Annotated in this window: 18 protein-coding genes; 8 read left to right on the plus strand and 10 right to left on the minus strand. The window is 66.2% G+C overall.

The annotated features are described in order from the left end of the window. Position 1 precedes the first annotated feature (1 nt). On the minus strand, positions 2-1780 hold the full coding sequence (gene sucB, locus ACLQI9_RS04565) for a 2-oxoglutarate dehydrogenase, E2 component, dihydrolipoamide succinyltransferase (protein WP_442378139.1): 1779 nt from the start codon (positions 1778-1780) through the stop codon (positions 2-4). A gap of 379 nt (positions 1781-2159) precedes the next feature. Here sucB and ACLQI9_RS04570 point away from each other — a divergent pair, with 379 nt between their 5' ends. Together ACLQI9_RS04570 and ACLQI9_RS04575 are read left to right on the plus strand one after the other, a co-directional pair. Beyond that, positions 2160-2525, plus strand: coding sequence for a hypothetical protein (locus ACLQI9_RS04570; protein ID WP_442381943.1), 366 nt, complete (start codon positions 2160-2162; stop codon positions 2523-2525). Between the two features lie 23 nt (positions 2526-2548). After that, positions 2549-3289 (plus strand): hypothetical protein, encoded by a 741-nt coding sequence (locus ACLQI9_RS04575; RefSeq protein WP_442381974.1) that lies wholly within the window; start codon positions 2549-2551, stop codon positions 3287-3289. Between the two features lie 30 nt (positions 3290-3319). Here ACLQI9_RS04575 and ACLQI9_RS04580 read toward each other — a convergent pair whose 3' ends face one another. Together ACLQI9_RS04580 and ACLQI9_RS04585 are read right to left on the minus strand one after the other, a co-directional pair. Then, positions 3320-4864, minus strand: coding sequence for a leucyl aminopeptidase (locus ACLQI9_RS04580; protein WP_442381941.1), 1545 nt, complete (start codon positions 4862-4864; stop codon positions 3320-3322). 25 nt (positions 4865-4889) lie between these two features. Beyond that, positions 4890-5975 (minus strand): adenylate/guanylate cyclase domain-containing protein, encoded by a 1086-nt coding sequence (locus ACLQI9_RS04585; protein ID WP_442381939.1) that lies wholly within the window; start codon positions 5973-5975, stop codon positions 4890-4892. 44 nt (positions 5976-6019) lie between these two features. Here ACLQI9_RS04585 and gcvT point away from each other — a divergent pair, with 44 nt between their 5' ends. The 3 genes from gcvT to ACLQI9_RS04600 all read left to right on the plus strand — a co-directional run bounded on the left by gcvT (position 6020) and on the right by ACLQI9_RS04600 (position 10037). Continuing rightward, complete coding sequence (gene gcvT, locus ACLQI9_RS04590; RefSeq protein ID WP_442381937.1) at positions 6020-7117, plus strand: glycine cleavage system aminomethyltransferase GcvT; 1098 nt, start codon at positions 6020-6022, stop codon at positions 7115-7117. A gap of 22 nt (positions 7118-7139) precedes the next feature. After that, positions 7140-8246 carry a branched-chain amino acid aminotransferase gene (locus ACLQI9_RS04595; protein WP_442381935.1) on the plus strand — a complete coding sequence of 369 codons (1107 nt, stop codon included), beginning with the start codon at positions 7140-7142 and terminating at the stop codon, positions 8244-8246. Positions 8247-8420: 174 nt separating this feature from the next. Further along, entirely contained in the window at positions 8421-10037 is a 1617-nt protein-coding gene (locus tag ACLQI9_RS04600) for a zinc ribbon domain-containing protein (RefSeq protein ID WP_442381933.1), read from the plus strand. Between the two features lie 24 nt (positions 10038-10061). Here the strand turns inward: ACLQI9_RS04600 and ACLQI9_RS04605 are convergent, their stop codons facing one another. From ACLQI9_RS04605 to ACLQI9_RS04625, 5 genes are all read right to left on the minus strand, one after another. Continuing rightward, positions 10062-10469 carry a hypothetical protein gene (locus ACLQI9_RS04605; protein WP_442381931.1) on the minus strand — a complete coding sequence of 136 codons (408 nt, stop codon included), beginning with the start codon at positions 10467-10469 and terminating at the stop codon, positions 10062-10064. 130 nt (positions 10470-10599) lie between these two features. Continuing rightward, positions 10600-11343 carry an adenosylcobinamide-GDP ribazoletransferase gene (locus ACLQI9_RS04610; protein ID WP_442381929.1) on the minus strand — a complete coding sequence of 248 codons (744 nt, stop codon included), beginning with the start codon at positions 11341-11343 and terminating at the stop codon, positions 10600-10602. Beyond that, positions 11340-12398: a nicotinate-nucleotide--dimethylbenzimidazole phosphoribosyltransferase gene (cobT, locus tag ACLQI9_RS04615; protein WP_442391182.1), complete on the minus strand. Its 1059-nt coding sequence runs from the start codon at positions 12396-12398 to the stop codon at positions 11340-11342. Before cobT ends, ACLQI9_RS04610 begins: the two co-directional genes overlap by 4 nt. 2 nt (positions 12399-12400) lie before the next feature. Continuing rightward, on the minus strand, positions 12401-12934 hold the full coding sequence (locus ACLQI9_RS04620; protein WP_442381927.1) for a bifunctional adenosylcobinamide kinase/adenosylcobinamide-phosphate guanylyltransferase: 534 nt from the start codon (positions 12932-12934) through the stop codon (positions 12401-12403). Positions 12935-12962: 28 nt separating this feature from the next. Further along, positions 12963-13646, minus strand: coding sequence for a DUF3043 domain-containing protein (locus ACLQI9_RS04625; protein WP_442381925.1), 684 nt, complete (start codon positions 13644-13646; stop codon positions 12963-12965). Between the two features lie 160 nt (positions 13647-13806). Between ACLQI9_RS04625 and ACLQI9_RS04630 the strand changes: the two genes are divergently transcribed. Together ACLQI9_RS04630 and ACLQI9_RS04635 are read left to right on the plus strand one after the other, a co-directional pair. Beyond that, positions 13807-14883: a glycerate kinase family protein gene (locus ACLQI9_RS04630; RefSeq protein WP_442381972.1), complete on the plus strand. Its 1077-nt coding sequence runs from the start codon at positions 13807-13809 to the stop codon at positions 14881-14883. 85 nt (positions 14884-14968) lie between these two features. Beyond that, positions 14969-15340, plus strand: coding sequence for an iron-sulfur cluster assembly accessory protein (locus ACLQI9_RS04635; protein ID WP_442381924.1), 372 nt, complete (start codon positions 14969-14971; stop codon positions 15338-15340). A 28-nt stretch (positions 15341-15368) separates the two neighbouring features. Here the strand turns inward: ACLQI9_RS04635 and ACLQI9_RS04640 are convergent, their stop codons facing one another. Beyond that, complete coding sequence (locus ACLQI9_RS04640) at positions 15369-16043, minus strand: Rv0361 family membrane protein (protein WP_442381922.1); 675 nt, start codon at positions 16041-16043, stop codon at positions 15369-15371. Positions 16044-16196: 153 nt separating this feature from the next. Between ACLQI9_RS04640 and ACLQI9_RS04645 the strand changes: the two genes are divergently transcribed. Further along, positions 16197-17171 carry a carbohydrate kinase family protein gene (locus ACLQI9_RS04645; RefSeq protein ID WP_442381920.1) on the plus strand — a complete coding sequence of 325 codons (975 nt, stop codon included), beginning with the start codon at positions 16197-16199 and terminating at the stop codon, positions 17169-17171. A 5-nt stretch (positions 17172-17176) separates the two neighbouring features. On the opposite strand, the gene ACLQI9_RS04650 is transcribed toward ACLQI9_RS04645, so the two are convergent. Then, positions 17177-18090 (minus strand): asparagine synthetase B family protein (locus tag ACLQI9_RS04650; RefSeq protein ID WP_442391184.1); only part of this gene is annotated, 914 nt, incomplete at its 5' end.

Raw genomic sequence — 18090 nt, forward strand, 5'->3', positions numbered from 1 at the left:
TCTACAGTCCCAGGTCGGCCTCGAACGCGCCTTCCTCGAGCCGGTGCTTGATGGTCGTCACGAACCGTCCGGCGTCGGCGCCGTCGATCAGCCGGTGGTCGTAGGTCAACGGGAGGTAGCAGATCGAACGGACCCCAATGGATTCGTTGCCGGTGTCGTCGACGACGACCCGCGGCCGTTTGACGATCGCGCCGGTGCCCAGCATCGCGGCCTGCGGCGGCACCAGGATCGGGGTGTCCGTCAGTGCGCCTTGGCTGCCGATGTTGGTGATCGTGAAGGTCCCGCCGGACAGCTCGTCGGGCCTGAGGTCTCCCGACCGGGCGCGGCCAGCGATGTCGGCGATCGCGCGCGCCAACCCGGCCAGTGACAGGTCACCGGCATTGTGGATGACGGGGGAGAGCAGGCCCTGCTCGGTGTCGACCGCGAAGCCGAGATGCTCGGCGTCGTAGTAGGTGATCTCTTTGGTGTCTTCGTTGTAGCTGGCATTGATGTTCGGGTGCACTTTGAGCGCATCGATCACCGCGCGTGCGATGAACGGCAGGAAGGTCAGGTTGACACCCTCGCGTTCGGCGAACGCGGCCTTGGCTTTTTCTCGCAGCGCCACGATCCGGGTCATGTCGACCTCATGAGTCTGGGTGAGCTGTGCGGTGGCTTGCAGCGACTCGCGGGTCTTCTTGGCGGTGATCTGGCGGATCCGGCTCGCCTTTTGTGTGGTTCCCCGCAGATGTGCCAGCGCGGGCGCCGGTGCGGGGGCGCTCGGTTTCGGGGCAGCCGGGGCCGCGGCGGCCGGCGCTGCGACCGGAGCTTGCTTGGCTTCTTCTTTCTGCTGCGCGGCCGACAGCACATCCTGTTTACGGATGCGTCCGCCGACCCCGGTTCCACTTACCTCGTTGAGATCAATGTTGTTCTCGGCAGCCAGCTTTCGGACCAGCGGTGTCACGTACGGACTGCTTGCCGCGCCGGTCGTAGGCGCGGACTCGGCCCGAGGTTGGGGTGCCGGCTCGGGCTTGGCCTGGGGCGCTGGCGTCGGCTCGGGTTGGGCTGGCGGCACGGGTTTCGCCGCGGGCTCTGGTTGGGGTGCTGGCCTTGCCTCGGGTTGTGCGGCCGGTGAGGCTTGGGGCTCGGGTGCGGGCTTGGCTGCCGCGGCGCCGGTACCGATCCGGGCGAGCTCGCCGCCGACCGACACGGTGACGTCCTCCTCGGCGGTGATGCTGATCAGCGTGCCTGCCACCGGGGAGGGAATCTCGGTGTCCACCTTGTCGGTGGAAACTTCCACCAGCGGCTCGTCCAGCTCCACCGAGTCGCCGACTTTCTTCAGCCACCGGGTCACCGTGCCCTCGGTGACGGACTCGCCGAGTTCAGGCATCAGCACCGGCTGGGACGTGCCAGTCGCGTCGTGTTCGCCGGCTGCCGACGCAGGGGCCGGCTCAGGCTCGGCCTGCGGTTGCGGTGCTGGTTCGGGCTGGGCCTCCGGCTCCGGTTGTGGTTCAGGTGCTGCCTCGGCGGCGGGTTGCTCGGCGCCGCCACCTTCGGCGGCTTCCGCCGCGTCGCCGATGACGGCCAGCTCGCCGCCGATCTCGACGGTGTCGTCCTCGTGCGCAACGATCTTCGTCAGCACTCCCGCCGCCGGCGATGGAATCTCGGTGTCAACCTTGTCGGTGGACACTTCCAGCAGGGGTTCGTCGAGTTCGACAGTGTCGCCTTCTTGCTTGAGCCAGCGAGTTACCGTTCCCTCAGTCACGCTCTCACCGAGTGCCGGCATCTGAACTGAGAAGGCCATCTCTGTCGACTCCTCGATGGATCGGTCGGTGGGCGCGGATCGACCTCTGGCTTACCACAGCGTGATGTACCGGAAGCTGCACCCAAGCGGATTACCGAAACCATCCTGTCACTGCGGCCCCGTTGGCACACAACCAGGGCGGAGCCGGTCCAGCAGGGGGCGCGGTCGCCTCGCCGATTGATCTCAGGCACGTGTCCGGAACACGGTGAAGGATCGAGTAACGACTAACAAATTAAACGCAAGCCCAATAATGAAAGTCCAATAAATTGGACTTCTATTCCATAGGCGCGGATACGGTTGGTTTCCGCGGGGTTAAATACACTCGGCGTTTGACGCGTTTTGGATGAAGATGCCGAGAATCTGGATTATCTTGTTTCCCGTGTACCCAGATGACAGCGGCAAAGAACTCGCCACGGTGCTCTCCTACCTGGCCGGCCGTTCCCTCAGCAGAGAAGAGATCTGGACCGCGATGGAACTGCCGCGGTCCACGTACTACGACCAGCTGGACAAGGGAACCTTGATCACCGCGGACAACTTGCGCGTTGCCGCCGCCAACCTCGGTATCAACCGCGCCGAGCTGCTCACCCGCTACCGGTTCATCGACCCGGAAGAGATCACCGCACTGGCTGAAGAGATCCGCGGCGGCGCCCTTATGCCGCACGGCTCAACCGCCACTCAGCTGAAGACCGTGCAGCCGACAAAAATCGCGCAGTGGCGCCCGCGGCAAGACGCACCCCCGCTCTAACACTATCTGCTGACGGATATCTCGTGGGTCTCTCTGCTCTCATCATCATCACCCTCGCATCCATCGCGTGGAGCCTCTGGATACGGCGAGTCACCTGGCATTGCCGGTGGGAGGTGGCCGCCACGCTCAATATCGCCCTGCAGGGATGCGCGGTCGCCTTGATGTCCCCGCTGTGTGCCGAGACGCTGGGCGTTGTCCTACACAACATCACCGGTGAGTGGAACCTGCAGAACTACGTCGGGCACGACTGTTACGTCGTCGCGGCCTCGGCGATCGTCTATAACGCGGTCGGTCGGCTTGAAGAGAACGACGCTTTACAGAAGTCGTTCAAGCAATATGTGGAACGACCGGCGACGTTGTGCATTCCGCTGTTGTTGGCAACGTTCTCGTTGAGTTATGGCAGCAGGATTTACGCGAGCGATTTCTTTGCGCTACGCACCGACTTCTGGCTGACCGTGTATTGGCTTTTACTCTGTGGAACGCTCTCTTACCTGCTGGTGTTCGGCTCGCGAGCGCTGTTGGTGCTGCGCAAGGACCCGCGCTCGAGGAACATCGCGAACCTCTATCTGGTCGCCTCGGCCAGCGGCATTTCTGCTTGCGTGGTGCGGATGATCACCGCGCTGATTCCCCCGCTTCAAGGTCCGCTGGGGGCGGCGCTGGTCTGGCTGTTCGCATGTGCGTGCGGCGCCGGTTTCGCACTGACTTCAGCGCAATCCTGGCGGCAGAAGCTGAAATGGTTCCAGCGGCCGGTAGTGCACCGCTAGCCTCGCGCTGAGGCGCTGGTTAGCTGTTTGCTAGCCATTTTCAACGATGTCTTCCAGCACCGCGAACATGGTGCGGGTCGGAACACCCGTGCCGCCCTTGGGGGAGTAACCCCACGCGCTACCGGTGTTGTAGGCCGGCCCGGCGACGTCGATGTGTGCCCAATTCACGCCGTCGGCAACGAATTCGCGCAAAAACACACCCGCAACCAGCATCCCGGCGAAGCGTTGCCCGCTCACATTGGCCAGGTCGGCCACTGTCGACTTCAGGTCGTCCTCGAGTTCGTCGGGCAGCGGCATCGCCCAGCCGTTCTCGCCGACCCGCTGCGATATGGCCGCCACCCGGTCGCGGAACGCATCAGTGCCCATCACCCCCGGCGTACGCGCGCCGAGCGCCACCGTCTGCGCACCGGTCAGGGTCGACGTCTCAATCAGGTAGTCCGGGTGGTCTTCACACGCCCGGACGATCGCGTCGGCGAGGATCAGCCGGCCCTCGGCGTCGGTGTTGAGCACCTCGACGGTCGTCCCGCCGTACTGCGTCAGCACGTCGCCCGGGCGCTGGGCGGTCGCCGACGGCATGTTCTCGGCCATCGGCACGGTGGCGATCACGTCGATCGGCAGCTGCAACTGCGCCGCCAGTGCCACGGTCGCGATGACCGCGGCGGCACCGCCCATGTCGCCGGTCATGTAATGCATCGACGCCGCCGGCTTGATCGAGATGCCGCCAGTGTCGAACGTGACGCCCTTGCCGACCAGGGCGACTTTCTTGGCCCGCTTCGGTTTTTTGGCCAACTGCGACCCGTGGTGGGTCAGCCGCACCAGCCGCGGTGGCCGCGACGAACCCTTGCCGACTCCGACCACCCCGCCGTAGCCACCTTTTTGCAGCGCCTTATCGTCGAGCACTTCGACCTCAAGGCCGACCGATTCACCCAAAGTCTTTGCACGATCAGCGAATTCAGCCGGAAACAGGTGGCTGGGCGGGGTGTTGACCAAGTCGCGGGCGGTGGCGACGGCGGTCGCGACCGCCGCTGCATGGGCGGCTTGGGTTTTGGCGCCCTTGTCGGTGGATAACACGGTGATCTTGCGCAGACCGGGGTCTTTGGGGGCGGTCTTGTCGGTGCGGAACGCGGTGAACCGGTAGCTGCCTAGAATCAGCCCCTCGACCGCTGCCTCCAGGTCCAAGGCTGTCAGCGTGGTGATGGCGGCCTCGGCGCTGCCCAGCGCGCGCGCCGCCGAGCCGGCCGCACGGCGAATCACGTCGGCGGGCCACTCATCGCGCCGCTTACCCAGGCCGATCGTCAGCACGCTGGCCACCGGCAGCGAGTCCACCACCAGCCGGTTCACCTGCTCGCTGGCGCCGGTGGCGTTCAGCGCCCGCAAGCCTGCCTCGATTTCGGCGACCGCCTCGACCGGCAGAAAAGGCTCAGCGGCGGCGACGACGGCCCCCGGCTGATCCTCTGTGCCTTCTGGACCTGACGAGACCACCGGGACGATCAACACCGCCGACCCGGCGCCGCGACGCGGCAACGAGGAGGCGACGGTGACAGCTGGGGCGAGATAACCGGGTTGTGTGCTCACAAGCATTAACCATAACGATTGGCGGTCATCGGCCGCGGCTGAGGTCGTAGCAGGTCACCGGTTCGTCGAAACCCTTGAGTATCAACGGATCCTGGGTGATTGCCGGCCAGTCGGGCAATTGCTCGTGGACTTCCGGTGCGGCGAGGATCTGCCCCGGTCCCGCCGCGGCGACGAGCCTGGCCGCCAGGTTAACCGCGTTGCCGAAGTAATCGCCGTTGATGGCCAGGATCTGGCCGTAGCCGAGGCCGGCGCGGACCTGTAGTCCCGCCTCGCGTGCGCGCGGATGGTCGACGAGGTCGACGGCCGCTTTCGCCAGCCGCTCCGGGTTCGAGCTCACCCACATCACGGCGTCGCCGAGGAACTTCACCACCCGCCCGCCATCGGCGTGCACCACGTCGCTGACGGTGGCGCCGAACTCGGTGAGCATTGTCGACAACTCCGCGGGTGTCAGCATTTGGGTTAGCGCAGTGAAGCCGGAGAGATCCGCGAAACCGACGCCGCACTCCAGACTCGCCGACGGGCCGCTGACCACGCCCTCGATGAACGTTCGAGTGCTGACCAGATGGTGGCGGTAGACGGCGTCGATCATTGCCCCGAGGCGGGGGACGAACTCTGCGGCCTCGCGGTAGACCTGCGCGGTGGTGAGTTCGTCCCCAGTAAGGCCGAGCCACATTTTGGGCTGACTCATCCGGATCATCGACGATATGGCCTCGGCCACCCGGGCCACGTTCGCTCCGAGGACCCGCAAGAAACCATCCGCGGCGTCGGGGCCCATCTGCATCCTCATCGCCACCCAGGTCGCCAGGCCGTCGACATCGGCCTGACTCAACGCCGGGGTATCCGGATCTGCGACGGTCAAGCCGAGCATGGCCCAAGCGTGTTCGACGTCCGCCAAAGCAACACCGATCGCATCTGCGGCGGTCCGCAGGGTATAGACCTGGGGACCGGACCACAACAGGGCGTCACCGGCAAGCCCGAACAGGCGGCCGTTTCGCTCGGCCTCGACCATCTCGTCCGTGGTGAAACCGAGTCCAGTCAAATACTCGATCAGACCTGCACGCGAGCGGGCGTCGGCGATTCCGGCGGCCTCCAGCGCCTCTACATCGACCACCTGGCCAAGTCTGCCAGTGACGAGCCGGATTAGGGTCGAATGTCGTGAGCAATGACTTATTGCACGGACCACTCGAGGACCGCCACCGTGAGCTCGGCGCGAGCTTCGCCGAATTCGGCGGCTGGCTGATGCCAGTGTCGTACGCCGGGACTGTCAGCGAGCACACCGCAACCCGCACCACCGTCGGCTTGTTCGACGTCAGCCACCTCGGCAAGGCGTTGGTCCGCGGACCCGGCGCCGCAGAGTTCGTCAACTCCGCGCTCACCAACGACCTGAACCGCATCGAGCCGGGAAAAGCGCAATATACGTTGTGTTGCAACGAATCTGGCGGTGCGATCGATGACCTGATCGCATACTACGTCGGACCCGACGAGATCTTTCTAGTACCCAATGCGGCCAACACCGCGGCGGTGGTCGCGGCCTTGCAAAAAGCTGCGCCCGCGGGGCTCACCATTACCGACGAGCATCGCTCTTACGCAGTGTTGGCCGTGCAGGGGCCGCGGTCGGCGGAGGTTCTGGCTGAATTGGGGCTGCCGACCGATATGGACTATATGGGCTATGCCGACGCGGCGTTCGCGGACGTGCCGGTGCGGGTTTGCCGCAGCGGATACACCGGGGAGCAGGGCTACGAGCTGCTGCCGCCCTGGGAATCCGCCGGTGTGGTGTTCGACGCGCTGGCTGCCGCGGTGACGCGAGCCGACGGGCAGCTTGCCGGTCTGGGGGCGCGTGACACGTTGCGAACCGAGATGGGTTATCCGTTGCACGGTCACGAACTCTCGGCCGATATCTCGCCGCTGCAGGCTCGATGTGGTTGGGCAATCGGGTGGAAGAAGGGCGCGTTCTTCGGCCGTGACGCGCTGCTGGCCGAGAAGGAGGCGGGTCCGCGGCGGCTGCTGCGCGGCCTGCGCGCGGTGGGTCGCGGTGTGCTGCGGCCGGAGTTGACCGTGCTCGACGGCGACACCAAGGTCGGGGTCACCACGTCGGGCACGTTTTCTCCGACGTTGAAAACCGGTATCGCACTGGCGCTGATCGACACCGACGCGGGCGTCGAGGACGGCCAGCACGTCGCGGTCGATGTTCGGGGCCGCGCGGTTGAATGCGAAGTGGTGCGCCCACCGTTTGTCGATCCAAAAACCCGTTAGCGCCCGGTTATACAATCGCATGATGACCAGCGGCGTCCTCGAGTTTGCGGTTTCACGCACCGCAAACCCGACTAGCGACGAGGCACGCGAAGCGATGCTGGCCGACCCTGGTTTCGGCAGATATCACACCGACCACATGGTGTCGATCGATTACACCGATGGGCAGGGTTGGCATGATGCGCGGGTCATCGGGTACGGCCCGATCGAGCTGGATCCGTCGGCGATCGTGCTGCATTACGCGCAGGAAGTCTTCGAAGGGCTTAAGGCTTACCGGTGGCCGGACGGGTCGATCGTGTCGTTCCGCGCCGAGGCCAACGCTGCGCGGATGCGGTCCTCGGCGCGGCGGATCGCGATCCCCGAATTGCCCGACGAACTGTTCATCGAGTCGTTGCGGCAACTGATCGCCGTCGATAAAGCCTGGGTTCCGCCGGCCGGTGGCGAAGAGTCGCTGTATCTGCGGCCGTTCGTCTTCGCGACCGAGCCGGGGCTGGGGGTGCGCCCGGCCAAGCGGTATCGCTACCTCGTGATCGGCTCACCGTCCGGTGCGTATTTCAAGAACGGCATCAAACCCGTCAGCGTCTGGGTGTCAACGGAATACGTGCGCGCCAGCCCGGGCGGTACCGGTGCGGCGAAGTTCGGCGGAAACTATGCCGCGTCGTTGGTGGCGCAAGCCGAAGCCGCGGACAACGGCTGCGAACAGGTGGTGTGGCTGGATGCCGTCGAACGCCGTTACATCGAAGAGATGGGCGGCATGAACATCTTCTTCGTGTTCGGCAGCGGCGGATCGGCCCGGCTGGTCACCCCTGAGCTGTCCGGCTCGCTGCTGCCGGGCATCACCCGGGATTCATTGCTGCAGTTGGCAACTGATGCCGGTTTTGCCATCGAGGAACGCAAGATCGATATCGACGAGTGGCAGAAGAAGACCGCCGCCGGCGAGATCACCGAGGTGTTCGCCTGCGGCACTGCCGCGGTCATCACTCCGATTTCGCACGTGAAGTACGGCGAAGGCGAATTCACCATCGGCGATGGCGAATCCGGTGAGGTGACGATGGCGCTGCGCGACACGTTGACCGGGATCCAGCGCGGAACGTTCGCCGACACCCACGGCTGGATGTCGCGGCTGGGCTGAAAGCCGGGCTGCCCGGACTCGATCACGGGGCAACGATTTTGGTCGATGACATGATTTGGCCGTATTGCGCCGAATTTGGCCGTAAGCTTCTGCGCGCAAATCCGCCCCTGGCGGCTGCGTATGCGCTCCCGCTAGCGCGGTGAGCGGCCCGCCAATTATCGCCGGAGGTATGAGATGGTCAGCCCGAGTAGCCCGACGCCGCAGGGGTCGCGTCGCCAAGTGGCGGTGATCGGGACGCTGATGCCGCACCTGCATCCGGGGCGTCATCATGTGTACCGCAATGTCACCGCATTGGCGTTGTTGGCCGCGTTGATCGCAGCAGCGTTGGGCTCGCTGCCGGTCGCGTTGGTGTTGACGGCAGTGGCATTGCCGGCGGCGGTGCTGGTTTACATCCACGATCACCGGTTGTGGCACGACGAACCGCTGACGGTGATCGCTGTGTCCTTTGCGCTTTCACTGCTGCTCGGCGTCGGGGTCGGGCTGCTGGAAACCCATTTCATCAAGCTGGTGGCGGCGGGTTCGACCGGCTATCACCTGCCGCCGGTTCCTCGGATTCTCGAGCTGGGTCTGCTGGTACCGGTGGCGGCGTTTGTGGCGGTGCTGATCGCCCCGCTGGTGGTCAGCGCGCGCTCGGCATTCCGGCATCCGATGGATGCCGTGGTGGCTTGTTCGCTCAGTGGTGCGGCATTGTCGTTGGGGCTCAGTGTGGTGGTCCAGCACGGCGCGTTCACTCATGTGCAGGCCACGGCTGGGGATCCGGCGCACGTGGCGTTTATTTCTTTGACGCTGGGTTTTTTGCAGCCGATTGTGCTGGCGACGGCGGCCACCGTCGGTGTGTTGGGGTTGCGCCGGCTGGGGGTCAGCCCGGTCGCCGGCGTGATCGAGGGATTGGTGTTGGTGGTGGCCTATGAGTTGGCGACCACCTTGTTGCAGCCGTATGGGACACGCGGGATCGTGTTGACCGCCTTGGCGGCGTTCGTGCTAGCGGGAGCGGGGTTGGCCGCGGCTCGTGATGGGTTGCACGAGGCGTTGCTCGCTGACACTGGGCCGGATGCGGGTGTGCCGGCGACCGGCCACGCTGAGCACCGGTTGCATGCCGGGTTGGCCGCCGGGATCGTAGCGATAGTCGTCGTGATCGCTGCGGTGGTCAGCGCGGTGGTGGTAATGAGCGGTGCGGCAACGCACCCCACGCCGCCGGGTCAGGACGGCAGCAGCAGGATCGCTCCGCACAGTGCTTCATCGGCCGGGTCTATCCACCGCACGATTGGCCGACCTGGTCAGAGCCCTTGGGGCAGCGTGGCTTTGGCGTCGACCACCAGATCGCTGGCGGCCGGCGCCGCCACCACCGTCAACCTGGTGCACGGAATCAATATGACCGTGGCTCCCGGCTGGACAGTCACCCGTCAAGGTCAGCAGTCCGCCGACCTCATTAATAGCGACCAAAGCGCGGGCCTGTTCGTTGACGCGGGTAGCGAGAACACTTCGGACGTCAGACAAGAATCCACCTTCCTCATCAACCAGAACATCCAGAGCTCCGGATTGACCAACGTCAAGCAAACCCCGGCGGAGCCGGAGCCGTTGCAGGGCAAGAACTTCAATCAGCTGTTCGAGGTCGACTACACCGCCAGTCTCCAAACCAACCAGGGTACGGACCAGATCTACGGCGGATGGGTGACGCTGTACAACACCGTAACCGGCGTGTCGGGCCTCTTCAATCTCTACGCCGGGAGTCAGGCCACGTTTAAAGCGGCCCTTCCGGACGCCGCGCAAATGATGCTGTCGATGCAGTAGCGACCCGGTTCGTCGACACCAGGGCTACGGGTCCGCGGTCGCGGTTGCGGGTGCGTCGGGTTCGGCATACCGCTCCGCGAACTCGCGCGCGGGAACCGGCCATTCCTCACCGTCGGCGCCTCGCACTACCCAGTCGCCCTCAAAGGCTGTCGCGGGTCCCTCCAGGGTTTCGATTGTCTCGCCCGGCTGCGCTGGTCGAGCGAAAACGTTTCCGCGCCTTCGCCATTGGTTGCCATCGATATGCTCGTAGCTGTTCTGGAAGATGTTGTCGCGTACCGACCACGTTTGCCCGCCCGCCTCGACCTGCCAGTCCCCGGGGTTGGCCTGCATGGTCTGACCCGACTGCGACGTCCATGTCCACGGTGTGTTTCGCTGTTCGGCGGCGACCGTTCCGACCCGGGTGAACGGCTGCCATACCGGATGTGAACCCACATCGACCCCCTACGGCGGTTCGCCACGTTGAGCAGTCTCAGCGGGGCTGTGCCAATTTGCCAAGTGCAAAAGACTCGATTGTGGTGGTAATTCTAGCCGCGCTCCGCGCGGCCTTGTGTCAGACGTGCCGTCAGTCGAAGCGGACCAATCCGACCAGCAGCAGCGCAGTCACTGTCGTGGTCAATTCGATTGCGGCGCCTAGCACGTCACCGCTGATGCCGCCGAAACGGCGCACACAATGCCCGATCAGCGCCGCACCGCAACCGAGCCCGACCAGCACCGCCACCGGCCCCTGCCACGGCTGCCGACCTGCGGCCAGAGCCGCCGCGAGCAGCACGATGACCCAGGCCGCGATCACCGGCGCCGACTGGGTGCCTGCGACCCCAGCGCCCAACGTGCTGCCCTGAGCCGCCGGCAACGACCGGCGGCAGGCCAGCACGGCGGCGACCCGGCCGGCGGAAACGGCGACGACGATCGCGGCCGCGTGCAGCGCCGAAAAAGCCAGCCCCTGCAGTGTGATCACCAACACGACGCTGGCCACCCCGAACGGTCCGGTCGACCCGTCGCGCATCACCTGCAGCGCGCGTTCCGGCGGCCCGTAGCAACCCAGCCCGTCGGCGGTGTCGGCCACGCCATCGATGTGCAGGCCACGGGTCGCCGCCAGCAGGGCCGCTACCGCGAGCAGGCCGGTCAGCGGGTTGCCTGAGCCGAACACCAGCGCGCTCGCCCATGCCACGGCCGCGCCCAGCGCACCGAGTGCCGCGCCGACGACCGGCAGCGCGGTCATCGCCCCGCCGCCTAGCGGCCGGTCCGATGCGCGGGGCAGGGGGACCACGGTCTCGAACGCGAAAGCCGTTGCCAGCGAGCCGATCACGATGAGGGGGCAGAGCGGTCGACGCGGTTGGAAACGTTCGCGCTGGCAAAGCTGGCCATTGATGTCAACGCGGCTACTGCGGCCCGCAGCACCGGCAGCGCCACCGCCGCGCCGGTACCCTCGCCCAGCCGCATTCTCAGATCCACTATTGGATCGAGCCCGAGCTGGGCCAGGGCCAGCGCGTGCGCCGGTTCGGTCGAGAGGTGACCGGCCTGCCACCACAGCCGGGCTCCTGGAGCCAGGCGCTCGGCGATCAGCGCAGCAGCCGTCACCGCCATGCCATCGAGCAACAGTGGGGTACGCCGGATCGCGGCCTGCGCGCAGAAGCCGGCGATTCCCGCCAGATCAGCGCCGCCGCAACGCCGCAGCAGCGCAATCGGATCGGATATCACCGGCTCGGCCCGGAACAACGCATCGCGCACCGCCGCCGTTTTGCGGGACCACCCGGCGTCGTCGATTCCGGTTCCGTAGCCGACCGCCGCGACCGGCTCGATACCCGTCAGCGCTGCGGTCAGAACCGTTGCTGCAGTGGTATTTCCGATGCCCATATCACCGGCAATGAGAAGATCCGCCCCGGCGTCGACCTCCTGGTCGGCGATCTGCCGGCCGGCGTTAATCGCGTCGACGGTCTGCTGGTGGGTCAGCGCATCCTCTTTCGTGATGTCGCCGCTGGCACGCCGCACCTTATGCGCGCCGATCTGCTGTGAGAGCGGGTCAGCGTCCACGGCCAAGTCGGCGACGCGCACCGTTGCCCCGGCGACGTCAGCCAGCGCGTTGATAGCGGCGCCGCCGGCGGCGATGTTGGCGACCATCTGGCTGGTGACCTCTGGCGGGTAGGCCGATACCCCCGATCGGGCGACCCCGTGATCGCCGGCGAACACCACAATTCGCGCGCGCTCGAATTGCTTTGGCGGACAATTGCCTTGGCACGATGCCACCCAGACGGACAGATCTTCGAGACGGCCCAGTGCGCCCGGCGGCTTGGTCAGCGTGTCCTGGCGGCCCCGGGCGGCCGTGGCGGCAGCCGTATCGGGCGGCACGACCGCTGGAAACATCGTCAGATCCTCGGCGGCTTGATGCACAACGGCTGCCCGGCCACCATCAGCACCACCCGATCGCATAAGGCGGCCAGCCGCTGGTTGAGTGCGCCCAACTCATCGGTGAACCGGCGGCCGGACGCGGTCGCCGACACGACCGTCAGCCCGACCTCCTGGCTGACCAGGACCAGCGGCGAATTGAACGCGGCCACCGTGGCCAGCATCTCGTCGACGTCCCCCGACACCGAGCCGTGCTCCCATCCGCGGCGGTCCAAAGTGGCGGTCAGCCAGCCGCAGACGTCATCGACGAGGGTGGGCGCGGCCGATGACTGGCGCAATTGTGTTGGAATGTCGTTGCTTTCCACCGTTGACCAGTGCCCGGGCCTCCGATCCCGGTGCTGCGCGATCCGTCGCAACCAAGCCGGGTCGGTGTCCGCTACCGACCCGGTCGCCAGGTAGCGCACCGGCTCAACCGGTCCCAGCGACTCGGCGATGGCTGTCTCCGCCCAGCGGGACTTGCCCGACTTGATTCCGCCGAGCACCAGGGTTCGCACGGCAGCTCAAGCGGCTTTCCGACGACGTTTACTCGACACTGGCGCCGTGCTTGACTTGGGGCCGCGGCGCTCGCATCCGGCGCATCTGGGAAGCTCGGCCGGCTGCGTAAAGCCCCAGCTTCAAACGACTTTCGGTGTTGTCCGGAAACTTCTCGTCGACCCGTCTGGTGACCTTGCGGCCCAGGATGATCCCGTCGAGCATCATCAGACCCATCAGCAACGTCATTGCAGGTGAAATGTACAGCTGCAATTGTGGGACGGCGAACATGACGAACAGCAAAGTCAGGGCCGAAGGCATGAAGAGCCCGAGCACGTTGCGGCGGGCGTCCACCAAATCCCGGGCGAACCGGCGCACTGGGCCCTGATCGCGGGGCAGCAGGTAGCGCTCGTCGCCGACCATCATGCGCTCCCGACGTTCCGTCATCTGCGCGCGACGCGCTGCACTGTTAGCCCGGCGTTCCTCACGACTGAGCTTGGGCCCCGCCAACGACTTTCGCCGTGCGCGGGCCTCCGAGGAGGTCATCGGCGCCGGAGCGACCGGGCCCTTGCGGCGGGCGGCGGCGCTACGTCGCGGCGTGGGGCGGCCCTTGGGGGCGGTTGTCTGCGAACCACGGGACGCGGACTCGGAGGCTTCTCCCGCCTCCGCCGGCGTCTGGCCACCGGCCTGGTCACCGGCGGCGTCCACATCTTTCTTACGACCCAGCAGTTTCACGTTCGCCAGGTTACTTCGCACCGGATGTTGTCTGGTAGACGGTGCGGACCCTGATCTGGCGAGGGTGCACCTTTCCCCAGCGGGCCCTACGCTGGCTGAGATGAGCGGGTCGGCGGCTGACGTCGGCGGTATCGCACCCGCCGCGGACCTGGTGCCGACCCTGCGCGTGCTGGTTGCCCCCGATTGCTACGGCGACAGCCTGACCGCGGTCGAGGCCGCCGCCGCGATTGCGACGGGCTGGAACCGCGTGCGCCCCGCCGATCAATACACCATTGCGCCGCAATCCGACGGCGGCCCAGGCTTTGTCGAGGTGCTGGCCAGCCGGTTCGGGGAGCGACGGCAACTCGAGGTATGCGGCCCGCTGGACGAAAACGTGCAGGCCGAGTGGGTGCTGGACCTCAACTCGGCGACGGCATACCTGGAATGCGCGCAGGCGTGCGGATTGGCCCGCCTCGGTGGCCCGCCGACGCCGCAAACGGCGCTGTCCGCGCACAGCAGGGGAGTTGGCCAGCTCATCGCCGCTGCCGTGCGGGCGGAGGCCGCGCGGATCGTGGTTGGCTTAGGCGGCACTGCCAGTACCGACGGCGGCCGCGGACTGGTCGACGAGCTGGGCGGCCTCAGTGCGGGCCAGCGGCGGCTTGCCGGAGTGGAGCTGATCGCCGCGTCAGACGTCGAGTACCCGCTGCTGGGGCCGTGGGGGGCCGCGGAGGTATTCGGGCCACAGAAGGGAGCGGATTCGGCCACCGTCGCCATGCTCGAACAGCGGCTCACCGAGTGGGCCGGTGAGCTGGACGCAGCCGCCGGGCGGTCGGTCAGCGCACAAGCAGGCGCAGGGGCCGCCGGGGGCATCGGCGCGGCGCTGCTGGCACTGGGCGGCCGGTGTGAATCGGGTGCGTCGATCATCGCCGAGCACACGCGGTTGGCCGACGACATTGCCGCCGCCGATTTGGTGATCACCGGCGAGGGCCGGTTCGACGACCAGTCGTTGCACGGCAAGGTGGTGGGCGCGTTGGCCGAGGCGGCGCGATCGCAGGACATACCGATCGTGGTGATGGCTGGTCAGGTAGAACTCGACCGTCTGGCGGTGCGATCGGCGGGCATTCTGGCGGCCTACGCGATCGCCGACTACGCCGGTTCGGCGCGGCTGGCTTTGGCCGACGCCGCCAACCAGCTCATGGGCCTGGCCTCCTACGTAGCGGCGCGACTCGGGAATAGAGGCCCGACAAGGTACCTTTGAAGAGGTGGGTTTTTTCATCGGGGTGAACGAACCCTCCACCGACCCGGGAACGATTTGGGCTTGTAGGCACTTATAGGGAGACGCAATGACTGTTCAGGACGAGTCAGCCGCCGCAGGGCCAGCTACCTCAACCCACGACGTGATCTTGACCGATGCTGCGGCAGCCAAGGCGAAGTCACTGCTAGAACAGGAGGGACGCGACGACCTGGCGCTGCGTATCGCAGTTCAGCCAGGGGGATGCGCCGGCCTGCGTTACAACTTGTTCTTCGACGACCGCTCGCTCGACGGTGACCTGACCGCGGACTTCGGCGGTGTGACGCTGACTGTCGACCGGATGAGCGCGCCCTACGTACAGGGCGCCTCCATTGACTTCGTCGACACCATCGAGAAGCAAGGCTTTACCATCGACAACCCGAACGCCACCGGCTCGTGCGCCTGCGGCGATTCGTTCAACTGACGCTCAGGCTTCCCCTTTTGGGGCGTGGCTAGTAAGTGCCGGCGGTCCGCTGCACGTAGGAACACACCAGCACCTGGTTGTGCTGGGAAAGTAACTGCGCGGTCCCCTGTATCTGCTCGTGCAGGGAGCTGCCGGTGGCAGGTTTGACGCGCATGCTGAACAACACCTGCGCCTGGTAATCCGACCAGTACACGATCTTGTCGATCGAGGTCACCCGGGCCTCGGAGAACTGCTTGCGGAACGCGTCGCTGCTCAATTTGGCCAGTGCCTGATCGGAGCGCCGGTCCCGCACGGCGTCGTAGATGCCGCACAGCGCGTTGCGCGCGATGGTCTCGGTGTCGCGATGGTCGAGGGCGTTTAAATAGCCCTGGATCGCCGTTTTGGCGGTGGCGTCGGATATCGCGCCGGCCGAGGTGGTCGGGCCGCTGCGCACACCGTGCACAATCGCCGCGATCAACGCGGCAACCAGGACCGATGCCGCCACGGCGGCCAGAACCAACCGTCGACGGCGGTGTTTCGGGTACCGCACCGGCGGTGGCAGCAGACCTGGATAGGCGGCCGACGGCCGCGCCGCTTCAGCCGCTTGGCGCACCGGCGGTACGGCGTACGCCGGCTGGCCGGGGATGGGCTGGCTGGGATGGGGGTCGGTGAACGGCGGTCCGTCGGTGCCGACACGGTGGTCCGGCGAGTACGGACCGGGCATAGGCGGTTCTCCTCGGGTAGCGGGCTGAATGACGAATGTCGCCGCGAGGTTTGTCTTACCGAGGCTAGCGGGCCTCGCCCCGCGCTGCAGCAGCGGCCACACCCCGCGGGTAAGCTTAGCTAGCCGAACTTACGAACGAAGGGTGGAATTTTCGTGACGATTGCGGTGACCGGTTCGATCGCGACCGACAATCTGATGAGGTTTCCCGGCCGATTTTCCGAGCACCTATTGGCCGAGCATCTGCAGAAGGTGTCCCTGAGCTTTTTGGTCGACGACCTGGTGATCCATCGTGGTGGCGTGGCCGGCAATATCGCCTTCGCCATCGGTGTGCTGGGTGGTGACGTGGCACTGGTCGGCGCAGCCGGTGACGACTTCGCCGACTACCGCGAATGGCTGCAGGGTCACGGTGTCAACTGCGACCACGTGCTGATCTCCGACACCGCGCACACCGCGCGTTTCGTCTGCACCACCGATCTCGACATGGCTCAGATCGCGTCGTTCTATCCCGGCGCCATGTCGGAGGCCCGCAACATCAAGCTCGCCGATGTCGTGTCGTCGGTGGGTAAACCGGATCTGGTCATCATCGGGGCGAACGACCCCGACGCGATGGTGGTGCACACCGAAGAGTGTCGGAACCTCGGCCTGCCTTTTGCCGCCGACCCGTCCCAGCAGCTGCCCCGCCTCTCTGGAGAACAGATCAACAAGCTCATCGACGGCGCCGCCTACCTGTTCACCAACGACTACGAGTGGGAGCTTTTGCTCTCCAAGACCGGCTGGTCGGAAGCCGACGTGCTGGAAAGGGTCGGCCTGCGGGTGACCACGCTGGGCGCCAAGGGCGTCGACATCGTCGACCAGGACGGCACCACCGTCCATGTCGGCGCGGTCCCCGAGACCAGCCAAACCGACCCCACCGGCGTCGGCGACGCGTTCCGGGCCGGTTTCCTGACCGGCCGCAGCACTGGCCTGAGCCTGGAGCGTTCTGCGCAGCTCGGCTCGCTGGTGGCCGTGCTGGTGTTGGAGTCGACTGGGACCCAGGAGTGGAACTGGGACCGCGACGAGGCGGTGACTCGGCTGGCCGGGGCCTACGGCGACGACGCCGCCCGCGAGATTTCCGCCGCGCTGGTCTGAGCTTCTTAGAGCTGCACCGGGTAGCTAGGCTCGCTGATCTGTGGCATCACACTGTGCTCGACGAAGATCCCGTGCCACAGCATAAAGATCAGTACCGTCCACAGCCTGCGACTGTGATCGGTTGTGCCGCAACGATGTTCGTCTAACATCCGGCGAACGGCGGACAGGTCGATCAGATGGTCGGTTGCTGAAGAGTTCACCATTTCATGGGCCCACTCCAGCAGCGGGCCGGCACGCAACCAGTGCCGGATAGGCACCGGAAAGCCCAGTTTCGGCCGGTTGAGGACGTGCGGCGGAACGATGGGTTCTAGCGCGCGCCGCAGCGCGTACTTCGTGGTGGTGCGGGTGATCTTGGCCTGCACCGGCAATCGGGAGGCGACCGCGAACACCTCGGGATCCAGAAACGGGACCCGCAGTTCCAGCGAGTTGGCCATCGTCATCTTGTCGGCCTTGACCAGGATGTCGCCGCGCAACCAGGTGAACAGGTCGACGTGCTGCATGCGGGCCACCGGGTCCCAGCCGGCCGATTCGGCGTACAGCGACGCGGTCACATCGGTGTGGGTCCAGTCGTCGCGAAACCCGGGCAGCACGTCTCGCAACTGCGCGTCGGAGAAGCTGCGGGCATTGCCGTAGTAGCGCTCCTCGAGTGTCAGCGAGCCGCGGTGCAGCAGGCTCTTGCCACGCATGCCTTCCGGCAGCGGTTTGGACACCTTGCCCATCGAACGCCGCAGCGGCCGGGGCAGATAGTCGAAGGGCTTCAACGACAGCGGCTCCCGGTTGATCGTGTAGCCGCCGAACAGCTCGTCGGCACCCTCGCCGGACAGCACCACCTTGACGTGCTTGCGGGCCTCGCGGGCGACGAAGAACAGCGGCACCAGGGCGGGGTCGGCAACCGGCTCGTCGAGGTACCAGACGATCT

The organism is Mycobacterium sp., from assembly GCF_052143115.1.
Classification (GTDB): Bacteria; Actinomycetota; Actinomycetes; order Mycobacteriales; family Mycobacteriaceae; genus Mycobacterium.